Annotated in this window: 20 protein-coding genes; 17 read left to right on the forward strand and 3 right to left on the reverse strand. The window is 60.9% G+C overall.

Annotated elements, in window-relative coordinates; translation table 11 throughout:
• Positions 1-183: 183 nt before the first annotated feature.
• Entirely contained in the window at positions 184-1,089 is a 906-nt protein-coding gene (locus JWU58_RS14450) for a LysR family transcriptional regulator (RefSeq protein ID WP_206420354.1), read from the reverse strand.
• Positions 1,090-1,199: 110 nt separating this feature from the next.
• On the opposite strand from JWU58_RS14450, the gene JWU58_RS14455 reads away from it, so the two are divergent.
• Entirely contained in the window at positions 1,200-2,126 is a 927-nt protein-coding gene (locus JWU58_RS14455; RefSeq protein ID WP_206420355.1) for an alpha/beta hydrolase, read from the forward strand.
• A 94-nt stretch (positions 2,127-2,220) separates the two neighbouring features.
• Positions 2,221-2,430, forward strand: coding sequence for a hypothetical protein (locus tag JWU58_RS14460; RefSeq protein ID WP_206420356.1), 210 nt, complete (start codon positions 2,221-2,223; stop codon positions 2,428-2,430).
• Between the two features lies 1 nt (position 2,431).
• On the opposite strand, the gene JWU58_RS14465 is transcribed toward JWU58_RS14460, so the two are convergent.
• On the reverse strand, positions 2,432-3,406 hold the full coding sequence (locus tag JWU58_RS14465) for an NAD-dependent epimerase (protein WP_206420357.1): 975 nt from the start codon (positions 3,404-3,406) through the stop codon (positions 2,432-2,434).
• Between the two features lie 682 nt (positions 3,407-4,088).
• Here JWU58_RS14465 and rfaH point away from each other — a divergent pair.
• The 14 genes from rfaH to JWU58_RS14535 all read left to right on the forward strand — a co-directional run bounded on the left by rfaH (position 4,089) and on the right by JWU58_RS14535 (position 20,702).
• Entirely contained in the window at positions 4,089-4,607 is a 519-nt protein-coding gene (rfaH, locus tag JWU58_RS14470; protein ID WP_071172314.1) for a transcription/translation regulatory transformer protein RfaH, read from the forward strand.
• Positions 4,608-4,658: 51 nt separating this feature from the next.
• Entirely contained in the window at positions 4,659-5,819 is a 1,161-nt protein-coding gene (locus tag JWU58_RS14475) for an outer membrane beta-barrel protein (protein WP_110599472.1), read from the forward strand.
• A 12-nt stretch (positions 5,820-5,831) separates the two neighbouring features.
• Positions 5,832-6,365, forward strand: a complete 534-nt coding sequence (locus tag JWU58_RS14480; RefSeq protein ID WP_071172312.1) for a polysaccharide biosynthesis/export family protein — start codon at positions 5,832-5,834, stop codon at positions 6,363-6,365.
• Positions 6,366-6,367: 2 nt separating this feature from the next.
• Positions 6,368-8,677, forward strand: a complete 2,310-nt coding sequence (locus JWU58_RS14485) for a GumC family protein (protein WP_206420358.1) — start codon at positions 6,368-6,370, stop codon at positions 8,675-8,677.
• 66 nt (positions 8,678-8,743) lie between these two features.
• Positions 8,744-10,135, forward strand: a complete 1,392-nt coding sequence (locus JWU58_RS14490) for an undecaprenyl-phosphate glucose phosphotransferase (protein WP_123442588.1) — start codon at positions 8,744-8,746, stop codon at positions 10,133-10,135.
• 46 nt (positions 10,136-10,181) lie between these two features.
• On the forward strand, positions 10,182-11,540 hold the full coding sequence (locus JWU58_RS14495; protein WP_123442589.1) for a UDP-glucose dehydrogenase family protein: 1,359 nt from the start codon (positions 10,182-10,184) through the stop codon (positions 11,538-11,540).
• Positions 11,537-12,244, forward strand: a complete 708-nt coding sequence (locus JWU58_RS14500) for a WecB/TagA/CpsF family glycosyltransferase (protein WP_123442590.1) — start codon at positions 11,537-11,539, stop codon at positions 12,242-12,244. Before JWU58_RS14495 ends, JWU58_RS14500 begins: the two co-directional genes overlap by 4 nt.
• An 11-nt stretch (positions 12,245-12,255) precedes the next feature.
• On the forward strand, positions 12,256-13,335 hold the full coding sequence (locus tag JWU58_RS14505) for a glycosyltransferase (protein ID WP_206420359.1): 1,080 nt from the start codon (positions 12,256-12,258) through the stop codon (positions 13,333-13,335).
• Positions 13,332-14,438: a glycosyltransferase gene (locus JWU58_RS14510; protein ID WP_206420360.1), complete on the forward strand. Its 1,107-nt coding sequence runs from the start codon at positions 13,332-13,334 to the stop codon at positions 14,436-14,438. The genes JWU58_RS14505 and JWU58_RS14510 overlap by 4 nt, the downstream gene beginning before the upstream one ends.
• 1 nt (position 14,439) lies before the next feature.
• A complete protein-coding gene (locus JWU58_RS14515; protein ID WP_016774559.1) occupies positions 14,440-15,747 on the forward strand; it encodes an O-antigen ligase family protein in 1,308 nt (435 codons plus the stop codon).
• Entirely contained in the window at positions 15,741-16,670 is a 930-nt protein-coding gene (locus JWU58_RS14520) for a glycosyltransferase family 2 protein (protein WP_206420361.1), read from the forward strand. The genes JWU58_RS14515 and JWU58_RS14520 overlap by 7 nt, the downstream gene beginning before the upstream one ends.
• 17 nt (positions 16,671-16,687) lie before the next feature.
• The gene (locus JWU58_RS14525; RefSeq protein WP_206420362.1) at positions 16,688-18,106 is read left to right on the forward strand and encodes an oligosaccharide flippase family protein; all 1,419 of its coding nucleotides are present in this window, start codon (positions 16,688-16,690) and stop codon (positions 18,104-18,106) included.
• Between the two features lie 31 nt (positions 18,107-18,137).
• Positions 18,138-19,193: a UDP-glucose 4-epimerase GalE gene (gene galE, locus JWU58_RS14530; RefSeq protein ID WP_206420363.1), complete on the forward strand. Its 1,056-nt coding sequence runs from the start codon at positions 18,138-18,140 to the stop codon at positions 19,191-19,193.
• 30 nt (positions 19,194-19,223) lie between these two features.
• Positions 19,224-20,702, forward strand: a complete 1,479-nt coding sequence (locus tag JWU58_RS14535) for a family 16 glycosylhydrolase (protein WP_206420364.1) — start codon at positions 19,224-19,226, stop codon at positions 20,700-20,702.
• A 173-nt stretch (positions 20,703-20,875) separates the two neighbouring features.
• Here the strand turns inward: JWU58_RS14535 and JWU58_RS14540 are convergent, their stop codons facing one another.
• Positions 20,876-21,190: a hypothetical protein gene (locus JWU58_RS14540; RefSeq protein ID WP_016774554.1), complete on the reverse strand. Its 315-nt coding sequence runs from the start codon at positions 21,188-21,190 to the stop codon at positions 20,876-20,878.
• Between the two features lie 320 nt (positions 21,191-21,510).
• On the opposite strand from JWU58_RS14540, the gene cyoA reads away from it, so the two are divergent.
• Entirely contained in the window at positions 21,511-22,440 is a 930-nt protein-coding gene (cyoA, locus tag JWU58_RS14545; protein ID WP_206420365.1) for a ubiquinol oxidase subunit II, read from the forward strand.
• Positions 22,441-22,442 lie beyond the last annotated feature (2 nt).

Here is a 22,442-nt window from a genome sequence, read left to right on the forward strand (position 1 = left end):
ATATTGTTTTTATTGTTCCTTCAAATGATCCGTGCCGAGCACAGACATCGTCGGATTACAGTGGCGATGACACGCAAGTTTCTGCGCCACTGTTTGCAAGAGTACGGCTCGCCAAGATTGGCTGGATATAGCTGAAAAAGCACACCTGCTGTGAATTTGCGGCACAGCTCCTATGGGGGCTGATCAGTCCCAAGGCGCCGGTGACCACGCTTCCACCAGCCTGTCGATGAACAGGCGAATCTTCGGCGACAGGTGTCGCTTGCTCGGGTAAATCACCCGGATCGGCTCGGCAGCCTCGGCGTGCTCTGCGAGCAACTGCACGAGCTTGCCACTGCGCAAGTCATCGTTGACCACATAGGATGGCAATGTCGCGATACCGAGGCCGGCCGCAGTCGCCTGATGCAAGGCTTCGGCGCTGTCCATTTGCAGCCGTCCGGCATGAATGACCGGCACAGGCTGACCATTGACGCGAAAATTCCACGCCAGCAATCGGCCGCCGCTGACGAAGTGCAGGCACGCATGCCCGGCCAGATCTTCGGGTGTCTGCGGTGCCGGATGTTCTTTCAGATAATCGGGCGAGGCACAGGTGATCATTTGCTGGTAAGCCACCGTGCGCGTGAGTAGCCCGGAGTCTTCCTTGGGCGGACCGATGCGAATCGCCAGATCGAAACCCTCGTCGATCAGGTCGACCAGCCGATCGGAAAACGTCGCGTCGATGGCGAGCGACGGCCAGTCTCTCAGACAGCGCTCGATGTGCTGCACAACGTGCAGCCGGCCCAGTGCTACCGGCAGGCTCATGCGCAAGCGGCCGCTGGGCGTCGAACGGCGGAACGCCAAAGCCTCTTCGACCTCGTTCAGATCCTGCAAGATGCCCACACATCGCTCATACAGCACCCGACCATCGTCGGTCAGGCTCAGGCTGCGGGTGGTGCGGTTGAGCAGACGGACCTGCAGACGCGATTCGAGCCGCACGATCGATTTACCGACGGCCGAGCGGGTCAGCCCGAGTTGCCTGGCCGCCGCCGTAAAACTTCCAGTATCCACCGAGGCGACGAAGGCGGCGATGTCGTTCAGGTTATGCAGTTCCATGAGGCCTCCGGGTTTGGCATTCAGGCGGGTGGGCACCGGTTATGGGGAACCCTATTCCCCAATCATGAGCATAACATCTCGATTAGTTAAGCCATCACTAACGAGGTCATATGAACACTGAAGTAAAAGCAGCCGTGCAAACCTGGGCCAACAGCCTCAGCGATCTGGTGCCCGTGCTGAAGGGTATCGATACCACCACTAAGATGAGCGACATCCGCGATGCCTACGCAAAAATGCTCGGGCAGAATCAACCACCGGCTGGCGTGAGATTTGAAGCAGTCGACATGGGCGGCGTGCCCGCTACGCTGGTGACTCCGGATGAACTCAAGACCGACGCGGTGCTGATGTACATCCACGGCGGCGCCTACATCGTCGGTCGACCTGACGGCTACCACGGCATCGGCGGCAACTACGCAAAAATGCTTGGCGCGCGGGTGTACATGCCGGATTACCGCCTCGCACCCGAGCATCAGTTCCCCGCCCCCATCGATGACACTTTGCGCGCCTATGAGTGGTTGCTTGAGCAGAACATCGCCGCCAGCAAGATTGCCTTCGCAGGCGAGTCGGCGGGTGGCGCGATGGTGGTCAGCGTGATGGTCGCGGCAAAATCCAAAGGCTTGCCCTTGCCCGCAGTGGGTTCGTCCATCTCGCCATGGGCCAACCTCGAACACACCGGCGCCTCCATGAGCAATCGTGAAGGCCTTGACCCGCTAAACTCCAAGGCCGTGCTGGATATCCTCGCGCGAGCCTTTCTCGGCGACACCTTGGCCAACCATCCGCTGGCGTCGCCGGTGTTCGCCGACGTCACCGGACTGCCACCGATTCTGGTACAGATCGGCGAAAACGAACTGATGCTCAGTGACGCCATGCGTCTGGCCAATCACCTGGCGGACAACCGCGTCCGGGTCAATCTCGAAGTGTGGCCCGGCATGTTTCACGCCTGGCATTTCTACGCAGGCATGCTGGCCGAGGGGCAGCAGGCGCTGGAGAGTTCGGTGCGGTTTATCGAGGCGGGGTTGATTGGGGCGGCTTGCTGATCAGACAGCATTCGCTGCTGATCGGCGACACTTCTGGCTGTATAGCTCGGCGCCTTGGCGGTATGGTGGTTTGCCGACCGCCGAGGAACCCTTAATGCCGAAAAAACCACCACCCCCTGACAGCAACCCCAGCGCAGCCGACATCGAACGCGCCATTCTGGCCTTGAACAAAATGGCCGAACGCCTGTGGGGCGATGGGCGTGAATCCGAGGCCAAGGCGCTGCTCGATGCACTGGATGCGTTGAACCGCGCCCTCGACCGGATCCGCATCGGGGAAAGTCGCAGGGCCGTCACCCTGCACTGAATCAGACCTGATAAAACTCGCGATACCACTGCACGAACGCTTGCACGCCCTGCTCGATCGGCACCTGCGGGCTGAAGTCGATGCAGCGTGCCAGCGCCGATACGTCGGCCCAGGTCTTCAGCACGTCGCCCTCCTGCATCGGCAGATAATGGCGCTGGGCTTTGATGCCCAGTGCCTGCTCCAGACATTCGACGAAGCTCAATAGCGCTACCGGACTGCCCCGGCCAATATTGAATAACCGGTTGATGCCGCGCTCGGCGCTGATTGCGGGCGGTTTGTCGAGCAGTCGGAAAATCGCTTCGACGATGTCGTCGATAAAGGTGAAGTCCCGCGCCATTTCGCCTTGGTTGTAGAGGTCGATGGCGCGCCCGTTGAGCATCGCTTCGGTGAATTTGAACAGCGCCATGTCCGGTCGCCCCCACGGGCCGTACACGGTAAAGAAGCGCAGGCCGGTGGCCTGCAAGCCGTAGAGATGGCAGTAACTGTGGGCGAGCAGTTCGTTGGCGCGTTTGCTCGCGGCGTACAACGAAACCGGTTGATCGACCGGATCGTCTTCTGCAAACGGCATCTTGGTATTGGCGCCATACACCGAACTGCTCGATGCATAGATCAAGTGCTCTGGAGGGTGACGACGGCACGCTTCCAGAACGTTGAGAAACCCGACCAGATTCGACTGCGCATAGGCATCAGGATTGTCCAGCGAGTAGCGCACTCCGGCCTGCGCAGCGAGGTGAATGACCTGTTTGTAGTGGCCGTGTTCGAACAACGCGGTCAAAGCGCTCTGATCGACAATGTCCAGCCGCTGGAACGTAAAATTGACCAGCGTCTGCAATCTCTGCAAACGCGCCTGTTTGAGTTTGACGTCGTAATAAGGATTGAGATTGTCGATACCCACAACCTCTAGCCCTTCGCGACATAAACGCATGACCGTGTGATAACCGATAAAACCTGCGGCACCCGTTACCAGAACACTCATGATTGCCTCGGCTCACCGGTTTGACTTCAAGAAATATGCAGCACGAACATTTACCCGCGAACGACCGTAACTATTCATAGACGACCTTAGTTACTCGGGCCAGCAGCATCCGACGCGAGGCATCTAAAATCAAAACTTCTTACGAACCGAAACATGTAAGATTGAAACTAATTTGCTATCACGCGCACCATCTAACCTCCGCGACTTCAACAACTTCGAAAAGTTTAAAAAACCCGACGAATAAATTTCACCTTTACCAATCAATAACCTACGTGAGATGGCCATCATCAGCGGATGAAAGGTAATGTTTTTGACTGTTAGCAATTGACAGCTTGCAAAGACTGGCCGATAACTAATCACTGCCCGATGAGCTCGCGCCGACGCGCACTTTTCTGCTCTCCGGCTATTTATGTAATTGGATCCTGAAGGTCGCAACTGCGAACCGTGCGGTAGCTTTGCTCAAACAAAAGCGCGGACTCGTTATAGCCAAGACGGCCATGGATATAACAACAACCCAATCAAGCTGATTCATTTTTGAAACACTTCTTCTGCCAATAAACATTGATGCATCTGGCTCGGCACTTTGCCTTGATCAGCCTACTACCTACTAGCAAGCTTGGCGGCTCGTCCCACGTTATCGGCCGCCCTGCTTACACGATCGCTATGTATGGAGTACTCCAGCATGCTAACGGTTTGCCGCAACGGCTCTAACTGGTATTTATTGCAGTGCAAGCCCCGCCAGGATGAACGGGCACAACTCAATCTGCAGCAACAGAACTATTCGACCTTTCGGCCGCAGCTGATGAGCGAGCGAAGTATTCGTGGCAAACGCCAACGAACACTGGAATCGCTGTTCCCCGGCTACGTATTCATTGAACTGAGCCGCGACGATAACTGGGCACCGATTCGCTCGACCCGCGGTGTCAGCCGCATCGTCGAATTCAACCATGTGCCCGCCCGGGTCGACGAAGACGTGATTGCGCAACTGCGCGAACGCAGCCAGGAGTCGCTCGGTTTTCCTGCCGAACCGACACTCAAGCCCGGCGAACCTCTGCAAATCGTCCAGGGCCCACTGTCCCCGCTCGAAGGCGTGTTCCTGTCCATGCACGGCGATGAGCGCGTGATGATCCTGCTCAATTTTCTCAACCGCCAACAGCACGTCAGCGTCCCGCTGAGTTACCTCGAACGCCAGCGACAATAGTCCGGATCCGCTTCGCCCTGACCCCGACCCCCTTAATCAGGAGCGTGATCCATGGCTCTGAAGCCTCGCTGTTCCCTGGTTTTAGTCGTCGCCTGCTGTGCCCCCGAAGCTGCCTGGAGCGTTGAGCCGCAAGCGATCAATGTCTACGGCTTCGATTTCACCCCGACCTTTGCCTTGTCGGAAAGCTACGACGACAACTTTCGCGAAGTCGAACACGATGTCGAATCGACCATGGTCACCCGTCTGGCGCCGGCCTTCGAGCTCAAGGCCGAGGACCGCAACAGCGCCACGCGGGTGATCTGGGAACCGACCCGCTACATCTATCACAGCGCCTCGGACGCTTCGAACACCGCCCAGCGCCTGCGCGCCGACAGCATCATGGAGTTCACTGATCGGCATCGTCTGAAACTCGAAGCCGAGGCACGCAAGTACGAGCGCACCACCTCGACCGCCGTCGACGGCATCAACGACAAGATCGAGAGCCAGCGCGTCGGCGGCGTCTACACCTTTGGCGCGCGCAGTGCGCTGAACCAGATCGACCTCGGCGCCAGCTACGCACAGCTGCGCTACGACAACTCCGACGGCATCAACGATGACAAGGAGCGCAACACCAGCAACCTGACCAGCACCTGGTATCACCGCCTCGGCAGAAAAACCCGTGGTTTGCTCGAATACGACCACACCCGCTTCGACTACCTGCAATCGAACAGCCCGCGCAGCAGTCGCTCCGACGCAGTGCTGGCCGGTGCCGAGTGGGACATGACGGCGAAAACCACCGGCAAATTGCGCGTCGGTTACGAGCGCAAGAACTTCGACCAGAGCGGTTCCGACGATCTGAGCAACCCGACCTGGCAAGTGGATCTGGCGTGGAAACCGCGCACCTACTCGACCTTCACCTTTCTCGCCCGCCAGGCCATGGCCGAAGGCGACGACGGCTCCGACGCGGTGAAAGCCACCTTCACCCAGATCGGTTGGCGTCACGGCTGGACCGAACGCATCACCAGCGTTGCCGAAGTCGGCATGGGCCATTACGTCTACGAAGGCCAGGACCGTAGCGACGATTTGCAGGACTACAAACTCGGCGTGAATTACGCAATGCGCCGCTGGCTGGACGTCGAAGTCGCCTACCGCCACCGCGATAACGATTCCGATGCCGACAACGAAAGCTTCACCCGCAATGTTTTCCAGATCACGTTCGACGTCAGTCTGTAGGAGGGTTGGGCCATGCATACGCGCCTGATTTTATTGTTGTTGCTGCTCTGGACAGTGCCCACGGTCGAGGCGGCGGACACCGACACCAATTATCGCCTGGCCGCTGGCGATGTCTTGCGCATCATCGTGTTCGGCGAGCCGGAACTGAGCTTCAAGAAGATCCGCCTCAACGATGCCGGGACCTTCTCCTACCCGTTTCTCGGCGAAATCGTCGCCAAGGGCCTGACGCCCAATCAGGTCGAACAAAAAATCGTCGACGGCCTCAGGCAAGGCTATCTGGTCGATCCGAAAGTCAGCCTCAGCCAGATTGAATACCGCCCGTTCTACATCAACGGCGAGGTGCAGAAGCCCGGCAGTTATCCCTTCCAGCCCGGGCTGACCCTGGAAAAAGCCATCGCCCTGGGTGGCGGCCTGACCGAGCGCGCCTCAATGAAACGCGTGACGATTTTGCGCGGCAGTGGCGGCCCGCCGGTCACCGAGAACATCTCGCGCACCACCGTCATCGCCCCCGGCGACACCATTTCCATTGCACAAGGCTTTTTCTGATCATGGACAACAGCCCAAGCACCTACCTCGAACGTCCGCTTCAGGGCCACTTGCCAACGCAAGCCGCCGATGAGTCGGACACCCTTGATCTGCTGCACCTGTGGCGGGTGATCTGGTCGGCGAAGTGGAACATCGCCTGGCTGGTGCTGCTCAGTTGCGCGCTGGCCGTGGCGGCGCTGTCGTTCATCACGCCGCAGTACGTCGGCAGTGCGACACTGCTGATCAAGGACAAGACGCCGCCGGTGTTGAGTTTTCAGCAAGCCGCCGACTCCGGCGGCGCCACCACCACTGATTACTTGCAGACTCAGCAAGCCCTGCTGCAATCGCGGGAGCTGGCCGAGCGCGCCGTGCGCAAACTTGGCCTGACTACCAACCCGATCACCGATCCACGCCAGCAGGCGCAGAGTTGGTTCACCCCGCGCCAATGGCTGGCGGACCTCAATCGTGACCAGTGGCTGCCATGGCTGGATCTGCTGCCGCCGCCGAAGCCGCCAGCGACCGAAGAACAAGTGTTCAACGACGTCACGCAAAACCTGATGCTGCATACCAGCGTCAAGTTTGTCGGCAAAAGTCAGTTGCTGGAAATCGAAGTCGAACTGCCTGACCCCGCGCTCGCTGCGGCGGTGGCCAACGCCCTCGCCCAAGGCTTTATCGACAGCCAGCAGGACACCAGCCTGAAGTCTTCGCAAAACAACACCAGCTGGATGAACACCCGCCTGGTCGAGTTGCGCGACAACCTGCGGGTCGCCGAAAACAAGTTGCAGGCCTATCGCGAGGAACAGGGTCTGGTCGATGTCGACGGTGTCGCCACCATCAGTGCCAACGAGCTGCAGATGACCGGCAACCGCATGATCGATGCGCGCCGCGATCGTGCCGAAGCGGAGAGCCAGTTCCGTCAGGCGCAAGCCTTGAGCAACGGCGATATCAGTCGTTTGTCCAGCGTGCCGGCAGTGCTGAGCAACCCGCTGATTCAGCAGTTCCAGGCTGATCTGGCCAAGGCTCAGGCCAAAGTCGAAGAGTTGTCGGGCCGCTACGGGCCGAAGCACCCGGCGCTGATCTCCGCCCGATCCGAACAACGTACGGCGGCCAACAGCCTGCGCCTGCAAGTGCAGCAAGTGGTCGCCGGTATCGAGCGCCAGTATCAACTGGCAGTGGCCAGCGAAGACGCCCTGCGCAAATCCTTCAACAGCAACAAGGCGCAGATTCAGGACATTTCGCGCAAGGAATTCCAGCTGCGCGAATTCCAGCGTGAAGTCGACAGCACCCGAGCGCTCTACGAAACCTTCGTCACCCGCCTCAAGGAAACCGCTGCCACCTCGGACATGGATTCGGCCAAGGCGCGCATCGTCGACCCGGCGATCGCACCGCTGGAAGCGAGCAAACCGCGCAAGAATCTGATTCTCGCGATTGTCGCGCTGGTTGCAGCGATCGTCGGCGTCGCCCTCGCCTTCCTCTTCGATACCTTGAGCAACACCTTCAAGACCGACGACACCGTCGAGAGTCTGCTCAATGTGCCGTTGCTCAGTGTCGTGCCGCTGGTGATGAAGAAGAGCCGGCGGCAGTTGGCGCGGCTGTTCGAGGACAACGACCACCCGCGTTTCTGCGAAACCATCCGTAACCTGCGCACCTGGCTGATGCTGCAAAACAACGAACGCCCGGCGCAGGTGGTGCTGGTCACGTCTTCGGTGTCCGGCGAAGGCAAGAGCACCATCGCCAACAATCTCGCCTCGTCGCTGGCGCCGCTGGAACGGGTGCTGCTGATCGATGCCGACATGCGTCAGCCGACGCTGTCGCTGAACTTCGATTTTCCGCCGCAGAGCCCCGGCCTCGCCAACCTCATGGCCGGCAGCGCGCGGCTGGAAGACTGCATCCGCAGCGTCGGCAATCTCGACATGCTCCCGGCCGGCTGCCTGTCGCCATCGGCGCTGGACCCGTTCGAGGCACCGCGTTTGAAAGCCTCGAGCAGTTCGAGCAATGCCGTGGCCCCCGCGCAGGACTTGCTCAGTTCACCGCGCCTCGGTCGGCTGTTGCAGATTCTCAAGTCGCGCTACCGGCACATCATCATCGATTCACCGCCGGCAGAAATTGTCAGTGACGCGCTGTTGCTGGCCCAGCACTCCGACGCGGTGATCTACGTGGTCAAGGCGCAGAGCACGCCGGTCGGCCAGGTGCGCAAAAGCATCGCCGTGTTGCAGCAGAGCCAGGCGCCGGTATTCGGCGTGGTGCTCAATCAGGTCGATCTGCGCAAGGCGCGCAAGTCCGGCCATGGCCATTCCCGCTCCTTCTACGACTACGACTTCGCCCCGCGCTGATCCTTCGGGCCGTGCCGCCCGGCAACAGCAAATCCTTCCCTGTTCGACGAATCGGAGATCGCGCCGATGACCTCGCAATATTCCGCGCAAATGGCACACCGTCGCGGCCTCACCTTCTGGGTGCAATGGCTGTGCGCAATGACCCTGGTCAACCTGTTGCTGATCGTGCTGGTGCACTGGCGCATCGGCGAGTTGCCCAGTGAATATCGGCTGCTGATCATCCTCACGGTGCTTGGCTCGATGCCGGTCTACGGTCTGGTGCAGGTCTACCACAAGCGCCATGGTCTGCTGGTCGGGCTCGGACGTTTGCTCGCCGGCTGGCTGATTCTGCTCGGGCTGCTGATGAGCATCGCCTTTGTCACCCAGACCAGCGCGTTGTTCTCGCGGCAGGTGGTGATTGTCTGGGCCGTGGTGGGTTTTCTCGCCCAGGCGGCGACGTTTCTGCCCCTGCACCTGTTCGTGCGCATGTACACCAAGATGATCTGCAACGAGCGGCGCGCGGTGATCATCGGCACCTGCCCGACCGCCCATGAACTGGCGCGCAAACTGCTCGACCCGGATCGTGCGCTGCTGCTCGGTTTTGTCGCGGCGAAAGCCAACAGCGGCCCGGCGCCGAGCATTCTGCCGCTGCTCGGTGAGGTCGAGGACATCCGCGAAATCATTACGCGGTTGCAGGCGCGGCGCGTGTACATCGTGCTGCCGATGGCCGAGGCAGCGACCATCGAAGCGCTGTACATCAACCTGCTCGACATGAACGTCGACGTGGTGTGGATTCCGGATCTGGGCAGCATGGTCCTGCTCAATCATTCGATCTCCGAGATCGAGCGGATGCCGGCGATCTATCTCAACGAAAGCCTGCTCACTTCGCACCCCGGCAGCCTGTTCTGCAAGGACCTGTTCGAACGCAGCGTCGCTGCGGTGGCGCTGATTCTGCTCAGCCCGCTGCTGCTCGGCGTGGCCATTGCGGTCAAGCTGACCTCGCCGGGACCGGTGCTGTTCAAGCAGAACCGCCATGGCTGCGACGGCGAAGTGATCCGCGTGTGGAAATTCCGCTCGATGCGCGTGCACGACGATCAGCAAGTGCGTCAGGCCACCCGCGACGACGACCGCGTCACACCGCTGGGACGCTTTCTGCGGCGCAGCTCCATCGATGAGCTGCCGCAACTGTTCAACGTACTGTTCGGCCACATGGCGCTGGTCGGCCCGCGCCCCCACGCGGTCACCCACAACATCTATTACACCGGCAAGGTGCGCGCCTACATGGCGCGGCATCGGCTCAAGCCTGGCATCACCGGGCTGGCACAGATCACCGGGCATCGCGGCGAAACCGAGACCGTGGAAAAGATGCAGCGCCGGGTCGCCCAGGACCTCAATTACATCAATCAATGGTCGCTGTGGCTGGACATCAAGATCCTGCTGAAGACGCCCTTCACCCTGTTCTCGAAAAACATCTACTGACAGCGGCCAGCGCTCTGGCCCACCCCGCCACGCATGAGGTTTTCCCATGAATGTGAGTGTATTCGGTATCGGTTATGTCGGACTGGTCCAGGGCGCCGCGCTGGCCGAGGTCGGCCACAACGTGCTGTGTGTGGATGTTGACGCGGCCAAGGTGCAGGCCTTGAATGACGGCAGTCTGCCTATCTACGAGCCGGGTCTGAAAAGCCTGGTGCGGGACAATCATCACAGCGGTCGCCTGCAATTCGGCAGCGATCTGGCCGCTGCGGTGATACACGGCGACGTGTTGCTGATCGCCGTCGGCACGCCGCCGGACGAGGACGGCTCGGCGGATCTCAAACATGTGCTCAGCGTCGCACGCACCATCGGTGAGCACCTGCGCGGCGAGCAGATCATCGTCGACAAATCCACGGTGCCGGTGGGCACGGCGGATCGGGTGCGCGAATGCATCAGCGCCATCCTCGGCGAAAGCGGCCGTGGTGGACTGACCTTCGATGTGGTTTCCAACCCGGAATTTCTCAAGGAAGGCTGCGCGGTCGACGACTGCATGCGCCCCGATCGGATCATCATCGGCACCGACAGCCCGCGCGCCGAAGCGCTGATGCGCGAGCTGTACGAACCGTTCAATCGCAACCGCGAAAAAATCATCGTCATGGATGTGCGCAGCGCCGAGCTGACCAAGTACGCGGCCAACTGCATGCTCGCGACCAAGATCAGTTTCATGAACGAAATGGCCGGACTCGCGGAAAAGCTTGGCGCCGACATCGAAATGGTTCGCCACGGCATCGGCTCGGATCCACGCATCGGCTATCAGTTCATCTACCCCGGCATCGGTTATGGCGGCTCCTGTTTCCCCAAGGATGTGCGGGCGCTGATCCACGCCGCCCACGGCGTCGACATCGATGCGCGCCTGCTCCGCGCGGTGGAATCACGCAACAACGAGCAGAAAAGCACGTTGTTCCACAAGATCGCCGAGCACTTCAACGGCGCGCTGGAGGGCAAAACCTTCGCGTTGTGGGGCCTGAGCTTCAAGCCCAACACCGACGACATGCGCGAAGCGCCCAGCCGCGTGTTGATGGAGGCGTTGTGGCGGGCCGGCGCCAGCGTGCAGGCATTCGACCCGAAAGCCATGGAACAAGCCCAGCAGCTTTACGGCCCGCGCGATGACCTGACGCTGGCCGGGACCAAAGAGGCGGCGCTGAAAAATGCCGACGCGCTGGTGATCGTCACCGAATGGCAATCGTTTCGCGCGCCGGACTTCGAACTGCTCGCCCGCCAGTTGAAAAATCCGCTGATCTTCGACGGCCGCAATCTGTTCGATCCGCAACGCCTCAGCGCACGCGGCTTCACCTACATCAGCGTCGGCCGGCCAACCTGCGCCGCTGAAGCACAGGATCTCGCGTCATGATCCGCCTGGAATTGCTCGACCGTTATTCGCCGGCGCTGCTGGACTCCAACCGGGCGTTCTCCTTTCTCAACTTTGCCTCGATCGGCAGTTTCATCCGCCAGCCGCCGCCGTCGCTGGCGTATTTCTGCGACGGCATGCTGATGTCCGGGTTCATGTCGCGCATCACCGGGCGCGCGGTGCAGCGGGTCAGTTTCGATTTCACCTCGATTGCCGACCCGGTGTTGCGCGAGTCCGAGCAGCGCGGCAAACGCGTCTATGTGGTGGGCGCGCGGCAAGCGGAGCTTGATCGTTTCGTTGACAAGCTCGGCACGCAGTACCCGCGCCTGCAACTGGTCGGCGCGCGCAACGGTTACTTCGACGCCGAACAAGGTGCGGCAATTCAAGCTGACATCCGCCGACAGCGCACCAATCTGCTGCTGGTCGGCCTCGGCGCCGGTCTGCAGGAGCGCTTTATCCTCGAAGCACTGCGCGGTGGTTTCAGCGGCGTGGCGTTCACCTGCGGCGGTTTCATTCGTCAGGAGGCCAATGCCAGCGAGCGTTACTACCCCGATGCGATCAATCGCCTGCACCTGCGCGCCTTCTACCGCATGTACCGCGAACCGCACACGATCAAGCGTTACCTGCTCGACTACCCGAGCAATGCCCTGCGCCTGACCGAACTGATTCTGCGCCAGCAAGTGGCAATCAATGTCACTGCCCCATGAGGATTGTGCCGATGCATATTCTGTTCACGCTCAAGGATTACCAGACTGGCGGCGGCGTCGAGTGCGTGCAGCAACGCCTCGCCGAGCAGTTTCTGGCGGACGGTCGGCGGGTGAGTTTTTTCGTCATGAACGGCGACTCGCCCAACGTCGACGGCGCGCCGAGCATGGCCGGTGGCGGCGGCGGCCTTGCTGGCTGGCTGAAATCGATCGTACTGCTGCGCCGGCTGATTCGCCGCGAAGGCGTGACGCACCTGATTGGCGCCAAGGAACAGGCCAACCTCTGCACCTGGTTCGCCACCCTGGGCACTTCCTGCAAAGTCATCTACACCCGCCACGCCGCGCTGGATTGTGCCGAGCAGAACACCGGGCGCGCCAGCCTGCGGCTGTTGTACGCGCTGTACCTGTGCGGCAGCGGCAAGGTGGTCGCGGTGTCCCACGGTCTGCGCCAGTCGCTTGCCGGGTTGATGCCGTGGGGGCGACCGCGCATTCGTTATTGCCCGAACGCAGTGATCAGCGAACAACTGATGCGTGCGGCACAAGCGCCGTTGCCCGGTGGTGTGCCCCATCATTACTGGCTGGGCATCGGCCGATTGGTGCACACCAAGGGCTTCGATTTGCTGCTCGACGCCTACGCGCTGGCGGCGCAACAACGCCCGCTGCCGTATCTGGTGATTGCCGGCGACGGCCCGTTGCGCACAGCGCTTGAAGCGCAGGCACAACGGCTGGGCATCGAACGTCTGGTGCATTTCACCGGGCATCTGCGCAATCCCTATCCGCTGATCCGTCATGCGCAGCTGTTGGTGCTCAGCTCTTTGCACGAAGGCTTGCCGACGGTGCTGGTCGAGGCGCTGGCGCTGGGTACTCCGGTGATCTCCACCGATTGTGGCAGCGGGCCGCGCGAGTTGCTCGATGACGGTCGCCTCGGGCGTTTGGTCGGTGTCAATGATGTGCCGGCCCTGACCGAGGCAATGCTCGACAGTCTGGCCAACCGCGAAGCGGCAGCTCCAGCCCGACATTCAGTCAGCGAAGCGATCCTGCCCTATACCAGCCAGTACGCCGCCCAGGCCTATTACCAGGTGTGGAACCGATGAAAAAGCTGCTGATCATCCTCCAGGACCTCGGCGCCGGTGGCGCGGAGAAAATGATGGTGCGCCTCGCCGGCGCCTTGGTTGAGGCCGGCAATGAAGTGACGCTGCTGATGCTCACCGGTGCCGGCATCAATCAGCCGGCGCTCGATCCTCGGGTCAGGCAAGTGTTGCTCGACAGCCCGCGCAGCGCTGCCGCCGTGCCCGCGCTGATGCGCTTTTTGCGCAGCAACCGCTACGACGCGCAACTGGCGGTGCTCACTCATGTCAACGTCGTGGCGATTGCCGCCGCCGCGCTTTCCGGGACGCTGGCGCGGCTGCATGTCAGCGAGCGCAATGCCTTTTCGCGGGACAAGCACGTCAACCCGGCCCTGTCGGTCAAGCTCGCCTACTGGCTGGCGCCGTGGCTGTACCGGCTGATTCCCAACCCGGTGATCTGCGTGTCGCAAGGCGTCGCCGAAGACCTGGTCGACACCACCATCGCCCGCCCGCGCGATGTGACCACCGCTGACAACCCGGTGCTCGACAACGATTTTCGTGACAAGCCCGCCGCCGCGCCCAGCCATCCCTGGCTGAAGGACAAAACCACCCCGGTGATCGTCGCCGTGGGTCGCCTGGCGCAGCAAAAGGGCTTCGACACTTTGATCGACGCCTTCGCCCGCCTGCCGCAAGGCGATGCGCGGCTGATCATCTTCGGCGAAGGCGCCTTGCGCGGCCAACTGCTGGCCCAGGCGGCAGCGCTCGGCGTCGCCGAGCGTTGTGATCTGCCGGGGTACGCCAGTGACCCCATCGCCGAAATCGCTCGGGCCGATTGCTTCGTCTTGTCGTCACGTTTCGAAGGCAGCCCCAACGCCCTGGTCGAAGCCCTGTCGACCGGCACGCCGGTGGTAGCGACCCGCTGCCCGTATGGCCCGCAGGAAATTCTCGCCGATGGTGCGGTCGCGCCCTTGGTCGAGGTCGACGACCCCGCCGCGCTCGCCGCCGCGATCAGTGCGCAAATGGCCACGCCGCGAGCCGCGCATCGCCAGCGCCGCATCGAGGCGGCCTCGCGCTTTGTCAATGCTCGCGCGGTGCAGACCTACCTCAAGGCGTTACTCGGGAGGCGCTGAGATGAACCGCCTGCAAGTGCGTTATTCGACGCTGGCCGACGCCTTCACCCTGTTCGGTGTGCTGTTCTATACGCAAGTGATCGGCTTCTTCCTGCGCCTGGGCAATGTGAGCACGCTGGACGATGCCCAGCAGGATCTGGAAGGCAATCTGGCCAATCAGGTCTGCGGTTTGCTGACCTTGCTGGTGCCGCTGTTTTTCTTCATCCGGCACAAGGTGTTCCTCAGCAAGAGTTTCTACCGGCAAAACCTGTTCTTGCTGCTGTTTCTCGGCTGCGTGGCGGCGTCGATCAGTTGGTCGAGCGAGCCGATGCTCAGCTTCAAGCGTTTCGTTGCGCTGCTCAGCGTGGTGTTTTTTGCCGGTTTTATCGCTTGGCGCTACAGCCTGGAACGCATTGCGTTTCTGTTCGGCTGTGTGATCGGTGCGGCGGCGTTGGTCGGCTTGATCTTCGCCGTGATTCGCCCGGACATCGCCTTTATTTCCGGCGGCATCCGTGACGGTGCGTTTCGCGGGGTGTTCGCAGAAAAGAATGCCGGTGCACGCCTGAACGCTATTGCGATCCTGTTGCTGCTGCCGATGATCCGCCAGCGCAACCCGCTGGCCATGCTCTACGGCCTATTCGCGCTGATTGCCATTGGCCTGGCGCAGTCGGCCACGGCGATTGCGCTGATCGTCGCCGGCACCGCCAGTTACGCCTACTTCATCACCCTGATCCGCTTGCGCATCAACCGCTCACTGTTGGCGTTCACGGCGGCGACGCTGGTGTTCTTCCTTCTGTGTGGCGTGCTCTACGCCAACTACGCGATGCTGCTGGAACTGGTTGGCCGTGACCCGTCGCTGACCGACCGCACGCTGATCTGGGAACTGTTGCAACCGCTGATCGATGCGCAATTTCTCAAGGGCTACGGTTTCGGCGCGTTCTGGGCCAGTGCCGATGCAGATGCGTTCATTACGCGCTGGGGCTACATCGGCAACGCGCACAGCGGCTACGTCGAAACCCTGCTCAATGGCGGCCTGATTCAGTTGATCGCCCTGCTGCTGATGTTTGCCCAGACCCTGAGCAAGCGCTATCGCGCAATCACCGCAGATCAGTCCGCGCGCTATCAGGCCTGTGCGCTGGTGATCATCGGCCTGTTCGTCGTTACCAATTACGTCGCCTATGTGATTCCCAACTACCGCTCGGGCGAGTTCCTGATTTTCTGCGTGCTCAGCCTGACCTTCCGCCACCACCTCGTCGCCCGTCCGCAGCCGCTGCCAGCGGCGAATGCTCGGCCAATGCGCGGCACTTTCCGGGAACAACGCCCATGCTGAATGATCCCTACGCCGTCACCGTGTGCGTGGTGATTCCGCTGTACAACGCCGCCGCCAGCATCCAACGCACACTGGACTCGGTGTGCGCACAGACCCGCCTGCCGGACAAAGTCATTGTCGTCGATGATGGTTCCAGTGATGCCGGTCCAGAGATCGTCAAGCACTACGCCGCGCCCTTGCCCATCGTCCTGTTGCAGCAGCCCAACCAAGGCCCGGCCAGTGCGCGCAATCGCGGTGTGTTCAGCGCCGAAGAAACCTTTATCGCCTTCCTCGATGCCGATGACCGCTGGCATCCGGAGAAACTGCAAAAACAACTGGCGCTGCACGCGGAGTTGACCCGACAGGGACGCAAAGTCGGCTTGATCGATTGCTTTCAGATGAGTGAATTCAGCGACGGCAAACGCCAATTGGAGGACCGCTGCAAACACGGCGAGCACTTTGCCGATTTCATGCGCGAAAACATCATCAACGGCACCTCCGGCGTACTCGCCCTGCGCGAGATCATCGTCGCCATTGGCGGCTTCGATCAGAGCCTGCGTTTTGCTGAGGATCGCCTGTTGTGGACGCGCATCGCCGAAATCAGCGAGATCCACAGCGTGCCGCAGATCCTGCACTGGCGCGCCGTCAACGCCGCCAACATCACCGCGCAACCGCACAAGTATTACCCGCACAAGCTGCGTTTCATCCAGCTGTACCTGGCGCTTTACGGCACGCGGCTGAACAAACAGCAACGGATCTATTTCGTCCTCGCCAATCAAGCAGAATTTCTCAATGCGTTTTCCCGGCGCGGCGATCATCGACGGGTTATCGAGGTGTTCCGGCAGATGCTCGGGCATTCGTGGCAGACGCTGTTTTTCTTCCAAGGCAAACCGACCCTGCGCTACCTCTACGCCTGCTTGAAAAGCCTGGGCAACAGCCGCTGAATTCCAGGGATCGCGCCATGGCCAACCGTCGCCTGATGACCCTCGTATGGATTTTCACCGAGAAGTTCGGCCTGATCTTTCTGTCGATGATTACCTTTGTCGTCTACGCGCATCTGCTGACGCCGACGGAGCTGGGCATCGGCACGCTGATCATCGCCGTGGTCGAAGTGGTCGGCATTCTATTCTCGTCGATTCTGGAAGACCCGCTGGTGCGCCTGCAACGTGTCGAGGACAAACACATCAGCAGCGTGTTCTGGTTTGCCGTGCTGGTCAGTCTGCTATCGATTGCGTTGGTTTCGCTGGCAGTGGTGCTGTATACGCCGTCCACCGCGCTGCGCTGGATGACCGCCGTGGCCTCGGTGAAAATCCTTTTCACCCTGATGGCGCGGGTGTATGTGGCGCAAATGCGCCGCAGCGGCAATTTCAAGTTGCTGGCCTCGCGTACCTTGCTCGGTAAAGTCGCGGGCGGGGTTGGCGGTGTGGCCGTGGCGATGCTGGGTTTCGGCCCGTGGGCGGTGGTTGCCCAGGCGCTGATCATGGACGGCGTTTCCACACTGGTACTGATGCGCAGCGAGCGTCGGCGCATCGCTTTTCTGATTGATCGCCAGGTGCTGGGCGAAGTGCTGCGCGCCGGTCTCCCGGTCTGTGTCAACGTGATGAGTTCGCAAACCCTGCAACGCGGCGTCAACCTGATTCTCGGCCTGACTGCCGGGGCGCATGCGGTGGGCATGTTCAACCTGGCCATGCGCATCATCGACCTGCCGCGCTCGGCGATCTACAACGGCTTGATGAGCTACGCCTTGCCGGTGTTCGCCCGGCGCAGTGCCGAACCGGCGCGCCTGATCGGCGTGATAGGCGATTCCACGGCGATCAGCGGTTTCGTACTGACACCGCTGTTCTTCGGTATCGCCCTGACCGCCGAAGACATCATCCTGCTGATCTTCGGCGCGAAATGGGCCGATGCGATTCCCTTGCTGCAAGTGCTCGCCTGCACGGCAGCGCTGGGCAATCTGGCGCTGTATGCAACCACTGCGCTGGTGGCGGTCAATCGCACGCACCTGACGCTCAAGGCCGAAGTTTCCACCACTCTGCTCGCGCTGGCGCTGGTCTATCTGCTCGGGGCGACCTACGGCGGCATGGCGGCGGCGCTGGCTTTGCTGCTGCGCATGCTGCTGATCACGCCGCTGCAGGTACGCGGCCTGCACGCCGCCATCGGTTATGACTGGCGCAGCTTTATCCAGTCCGGTTACCGCAGCCTGTTCGCCTCGTTGCTGATGGTCGTCGTGGTGATGTGGGCGTCGCGGCAAACCGGCCTGTCCGGCTACGCGCACCTGGCCGGCGATATTGCCATCGGCGCGCTGACCTATGCCTTGGCCTACAGCCTGCTGCACCCGCGCTGGCCGCAAGAATTCATGTTGGTGTTTACCGCCCGCTGAGCTGCATTTCCTCGCAATGGAGCACGTCGTCATGCGCAAAACCACGTTGATCACGGGCGGTGCCGGCTACATCGGTTCGCACACGGCATTGCAACTGATCGAATCCGGACACTCGGTTCTGATCCTCGACAACCTGTGCAACAGCAGCCGCGAAGCAGTCGCACGGCTGGAGCTGTTGAGTCATTCGCACGTCGATTTCATCGAGGGCGATATCCGCGACGCCGCGCTGCTGGACGAGATTTTCAGCACCTACGCAATTGATGCAGTGCTGCATTTCGCCGGGCTGAAAGCCGTTGCGCAGAGCGTACGCCGGCCGATGGATTACTACGCCAACAATGTGTTCGGCACACTGAACTTGTGTCAGGCGATGGCCCGCGCGCAGGTGTTCAATCTGGTGTTCAGTTCCTCGGCCACTGTCTATGGCGAGCCGACTGTGATGCCGATCGTGGAATCGCATGGCACCGGCAAACCGGCTAACCCGTACGGGCGCTCGAAGCTGGTGATCGAAGAACTGCTCAGCGACCTCGCCCTCGCGGATGCGCGCTGGAACATCGCCGTGCTGCGGTACTTCAACCCGATCGGCGCGCACCAAAGTGGATTGATCGGTGAAGCGCCCAATGGTCGACCTAACAACCTGCTGCCGTGCCTGACCGAGGTTGCCAGCGGCCAGCGCGCTGCGTTGACCGTGTACGGCAACGACTATCCAACCGTCGACGGCACCTGTGTTCGCGACTACATCCATGTGCTGGATCTGGCCGAAGGTCATCTCAAGGCCCTACAGGTTTTGCAGGACGATGAACATGGCCTGCACGTGTGGAATCTCGGCACCGGCAGCGGCTACAGCGTCTTGCAGATCATCAGCGCCTTCGAAGACGTCACCGGCCTGCGCATTCCCTACCGCTTCGCCCCGCGCCGCGCCGGTGATGTCGCCGAGTGCCGCGCCGATGCGAGCAAGGCCGGGCGCGAACTGGGCTGGCGCGCGCAACGCGAGCTCACGCAAATGCTCATCGACAGCTGGCGCTGGCAGACCCACAACCCCTGGGGCTACCGCCCGCAAACGGCGCCGCTGCTGGCGGTGGGCACTTGAACCGGGGCAAATCCACGTTAGGGACGACTCATGAACAGATCACGATGCTTGCTGTTGGTTTTGCTGCTGCTGAGCGCTGGCGCCAACGCCAATATTCCACGACCGGTGGCTGACGGACTGGTGCTGTGGCTGGACGGCAATGATCCGGCCTCGATGACGCTGGAGGGGCAAAATCAGGTCGTGCGCTGGCTGGATAAGTCCGGCAAGGGCAATGACGTGGTCGTCGACAATCGCGCGGCGACGACTTGGCCAACGCGCGTCGACAACGCCCTCAACGGCCACGGTGTGGTGCGTTTCAGCGGCACGGCGGCGTTCATGGGCCAGGCGATCCGCACAAGCAAAGGGCCGGTGACAGTGTTCGTTGTCTCGCGGCGTCTGCCCGAGCAGGCCGGCGGCAAGGCCTGGCAGCGCCTGTTCAGCTCGCGGCCGCAACTGGCGGATAACGATAACGTCGCACCGAATTTCGGCATCAGCGTGCAGCAGACCACCGCGTACGAGCCGGCGCTGGCGTTGCTGGAAACCAGTGACGTGCCGATCGGCCCGTTCGCGGTGGCGCGCAATGTGGTGGGCACCTCGGAAATCCTCCGCGGCGACATTGCCGAAGTACTGGTTTATGACCGCCCATTCAGCAGCCAGGAAGAACGCCGCAATGTGTTCGAGTATCTGGCGCAAAAGTGGGCGGTCGCCATTCCGCAACAGGTCGATGCCTGGACTCGCGTCGGCCCATTAGGCCCGACCCCGACGCACGTTACGCCCGACCTGCCGTTATCGGACCAGGCCAATGCCGGCGGTTGGAAACGCGATACGCGGCTGTCCGACGAATTCAACGGCAGCACCCTCGATGCCGAACGCTGGCACGTCAACAACGCCACCGGCACCGATTCCCTCGGGCGCAAACCGGCGCTGTTTTTGCCGGAGAACGCCAAGGTCGGCAGCGGCAATCTGAACATCACCTTCCGCAAGCAGACCCTCCCGGAAAAATACGTAGCGCTGGGCTACAAGGATTACAGCTCGGCGATGGTCCGAACCAACGAACGGGGGATGTACGGCTATTACGAAGCCCGGGCGAAACCGATGAACTCTGCCGGTTCCAGTGCCTTCTGGCTGGCCTGGACGGGGCTGCCGGACAACGCCACGGAAATCGATATCTTCGAAATCGGCGGCAAGACCCGCAACGAAGCCTTTGATCGCCGGTACAACATGAACGCGCATGTCTGGGCCAGACCGCAGAATGATCAACACTTGAGTTCCGGCAGTACCTGGGTCGCACCGTGGCGGCTGGCCAATACCTTTCACGTCTACGGCTTTGACTGGCAACCCGAGACTTTGCGCTGGTACGTCGACGGCGTACTGGTGCGAGAGGCGAAAAACAGCTACTGGCATTTCCCGATGCAAATCGTCTTCGACAGCGAAGCGATGTGGGACTGGTTCGGCGTGGTCGACGATGCTGATCTGCCGTCGGTGTTTCGCATCGATTACGTCAGGGTCTGGACGCGCTCAGAGCAATAAGGCAGCGCTCAGCGGTTACAGACCAGCGCCTGCATCTCCCCCCTGGCCTGCGCGCAGCTCCTGCGGCGTGCCGCCCCGCACGATCTCGCCATCCATTCCCCTCGATACCCGCCCCCCCCTGAAACTGCTCGGAAAGGTTGAAGCGCGCCAAGCCACCTGAGCGTTGCACACGGTCACTCATTCTCGTGGCCGTGCGCATCGGCACAGGACAATCGTCCGGACTCGCCGCCGGCAATTCGTTCTGCCTGATCGATGCCACGTTTGAGCGCGTCCTCGACTTCCCATTCCACGCCGGGCAATTTCCTGATGCGTTCGTAAGCGCATTCGCCGGTCGCGGTGTAAACGCTGATGAACATTTCGACGTCGCCATCATCGGCTTCCCGTGCCCGTACCTCGATATGACAGCCGTTTTCAACTTCTTCGGTATGGCACTTTTCCGCCTTTTCCGTCGCCTTCCATTTGTTGTAGGTTTCGCCGCGTTTGAACATGTCGTACTCCTGAACTCAACTCGCTCACGTCAAAGATCTTTCCTTTGGCGGAATAATTCCACGGATTGCCAAGAGGCATTTTCAGCATAGCGCGTTGATTCGCGCCCGCCGTTTCGCTAATTCAACCGTTCGTCAGCTTGCGTAACATTCTGTAAAACCAACTTCGCAATGCTCATTCAAAAAGTTCGAGGCCCAGGCGAGCTCAAGTACAACTCGTTATTCAGCCCAGCGTGATTAGCCGGTACAGAAACAGGGTTTTCTGTCCATGGCCAACTGTTGCCCGAAGAAAACAAGGATCGATATAAAGAACAGGAGCATGTATGAAGCGAACAATCAGCTATTGCCTGGTCTATCTCGCTACCAGCGTTCTGCTCGCCGGTTGCAATCTGGTGGTGTTCAACCCCAAGGGCGATGTTGCCCGAGATGAACGCGACCTTATCATTCTCGCCACGGGCCTGATGCTGTTGGTGGTGATCCCGGTCATCGTCATGACCTTCCTGTTCGCCTATCGCTACCGCGCGACCAACAAGAAGGCCCGTTATTCGCCGCGTTGGGCCAGTTCGCACAAGATCGAGGCGGTGGTCTGGGGCGTGCCGTTCCTGATTATTTGCGTACTCGGCTGGGTGACCTGGGAAACCACCCATGCACTCGATCCCTATCGCCCGTTGGACTCCGACGTGCCGCACCTCAATGTGCAAGTGGTGGCAACGGACTGGAAATGGCTGTTCATCTACCCCGATCTGGGCATTGCCTCGGTCAATGAACTGGCGATACCGGTGAATACGCCGGTAAGTTTCACCGTCACTTCCGACGCGGCCATGACTTCATTCTTTATTCCGGCACTCGGTGGGCAGATATATGCCATGGCCGGCATGCAGACCAAGTTGCATTTGATCGCCAATGAAATCGGCCAGTATCGCGGGATTGCTGCGAACTATAACGGCCACGGTTTTTCCGACATGCACTTCAGCACCCTGGCACTCAGCGGCGCGGATTACGAAGCGTGGGTCAACAAAGTCAAAGCGGCGCCCGGGCAACTTGATCAAACCAGTTACGCCGAGTTGGCCAAGCCTTCAGTGGCGCACAAGATCGCTTATTACTCGGCTGTGCAGGAGCGACTGTTTCTCGACATCGTCGACAAGTACGAAGGAATGAACAAAGCACCGCGCAAGAAGGAAACCCAGGTGCAAAGCAACAGCGACGATGTGCGCGTCAATCAACAACCGAGTCTGCTGGCCGAGGAGCGTTAAAT

The sequence above is a fragment of the Pseudomonas atacamensis genome (genome assembly GCF_017167965.1).
In the GTDB taxonomy this organism is placed as follows: domain Bacteria; phylum Pseudomonadota; class Gammaproteobacteria; order Pseudomonadales; family Pseudomonadaceae; genus Aquipseudomonas; species Aquipseudomonas atacamensis.

Coding starts and splice junctions, on each gene's coding strand:
- JWU58_RS14475 (WP_110599472.1), top strand. CDS start 4,659: ATGGCTCTGAAGCCTCGCTGTTCCCTGGTTTTAGTCGTCGCCTGCTGT.
- JWU58_RS14495 (WP_123442589.1), top strand. CDS start 10,182: ATGAATGTGAGTGTATTCGGTATCGGTTATGTCGGACTGGTCCAGGGC.
- galE (WP_206420363.1), top strand. CDS start 18,138: ATGCGCAAAACCACGTTGATCACGGGCGGTGCCGGCTACATCGGTTCG.
- JWU58_RS14515 (WP_016774559.1), top strand. CDS start 14,440: ATGAACCGCCTGCAAGTGCGTTATTCGACGCTGGCCGACGCCTTCACC.
- JWU58_RS14455 (WP_206420355.1), top strand. CDS start 1,200: ATGAACACTGAAGTAAAAGCAGCCGTGCAAACCTGGGCCAACAGCCTC.
- JWU58_RS14535 (WP_206420364.1), top strand. CDS start 19,224: ATGAACAGATCACGATGCTTGCTGTTGGTTTTGCTGCTGCTGAGCGCT.
- JWU58_RS14460 (WP_206420356.1), top strand. CDS start 2,221: ATGCCGAAAAAACCACCACCCCCTGACAGCAACCCCAGCGCAGCCGAC.
- JWU58_RS14525 (WP_206420362.1), top strand. CDS start 16,688: ATGGCCAACCGTCGCCTGATGACCCTCGTATGGATTTTCACCGAGAAG.
- cyoA (WP_206420365.1), top strand. CDS start 21,511: ATGAAGCGAACAATCAGCTATTGCCTGGTCTATCTCGCTACCAGCGTT.
- JWU58_RS14465 (WP_206420357.1), bottom strand. CDS start 3,406: ATGAGTGTTCTGGTAACGGGTGCCGCAGGTTTTATCGGTTATCACACG.
- rfaH (WP_071172314.1), top strand. CDS start 4,089: ATGCTAACGGTTTGCCGCAACGGCTCTAACTGGTATTTATTGCAGTGC.
- JWU58_RS14540 (WP_016774554.1), bottom strand. CDS start 21,190: ATGTTCAAACGCGGCGAAACCTACAACAAATGGAAGGCGACGGAAAAG.
- JWU58_RS14510 (WP_206420360.1), top strand. CDS start 13,332: ATGAAAAAGCTGCTGATCATCCTCCAGGACCTCGGCGCCGGTGGCGCG.
- JWU58_RS14500 (WP_123442590.1), top strand. CDS start 11,537: ATGATCCGCCTGGAATTGCTCGACCGTTATTCGCCGGCGCTGCTGGAC.
- JWU58_RS14520 (WP_206420361.1), top strand. CDS start 15,741: ATGCTGAATGATCCCTACGCCGTCACCGTGTGCGTGGTGATTCCGCTG.
- JWU58_RS14505 (WP_206420359.1), top strand. CDS start 12,256: ATGCATATTCTGTTCACGCTCAAGGATTACCAGACTGGCGGCGGCGTC.
- JWU58_RS14450 (WP_206420354.1), bottom strand. CDS start 1,089: ATGGAACTGCATAACCTGAACGACATCGCCGCCTTCGTCGCCTCGGTG.
- JWU58_RS14480 (WP_071172312.1), top strand. CDS start 5,832: ATGCATACGCGCCTGATTTTATTGTTGTTGCTGCTCTGGACAGTGCCC.
- JWU58_RS14485 (WP_206420358.1), top strand. CDS start 6,368: ATGGACAACAGCCCAAGCACCTACCTCGAACGTCCGCTTCAGGGCCAC.
- JWU58_RS14490 (WP_123442588.1), top strand. CDS start 8,744: ATGACCTCGCAATATTCCGCGCAAATGGCACACCGTCGCGGCCTCACC.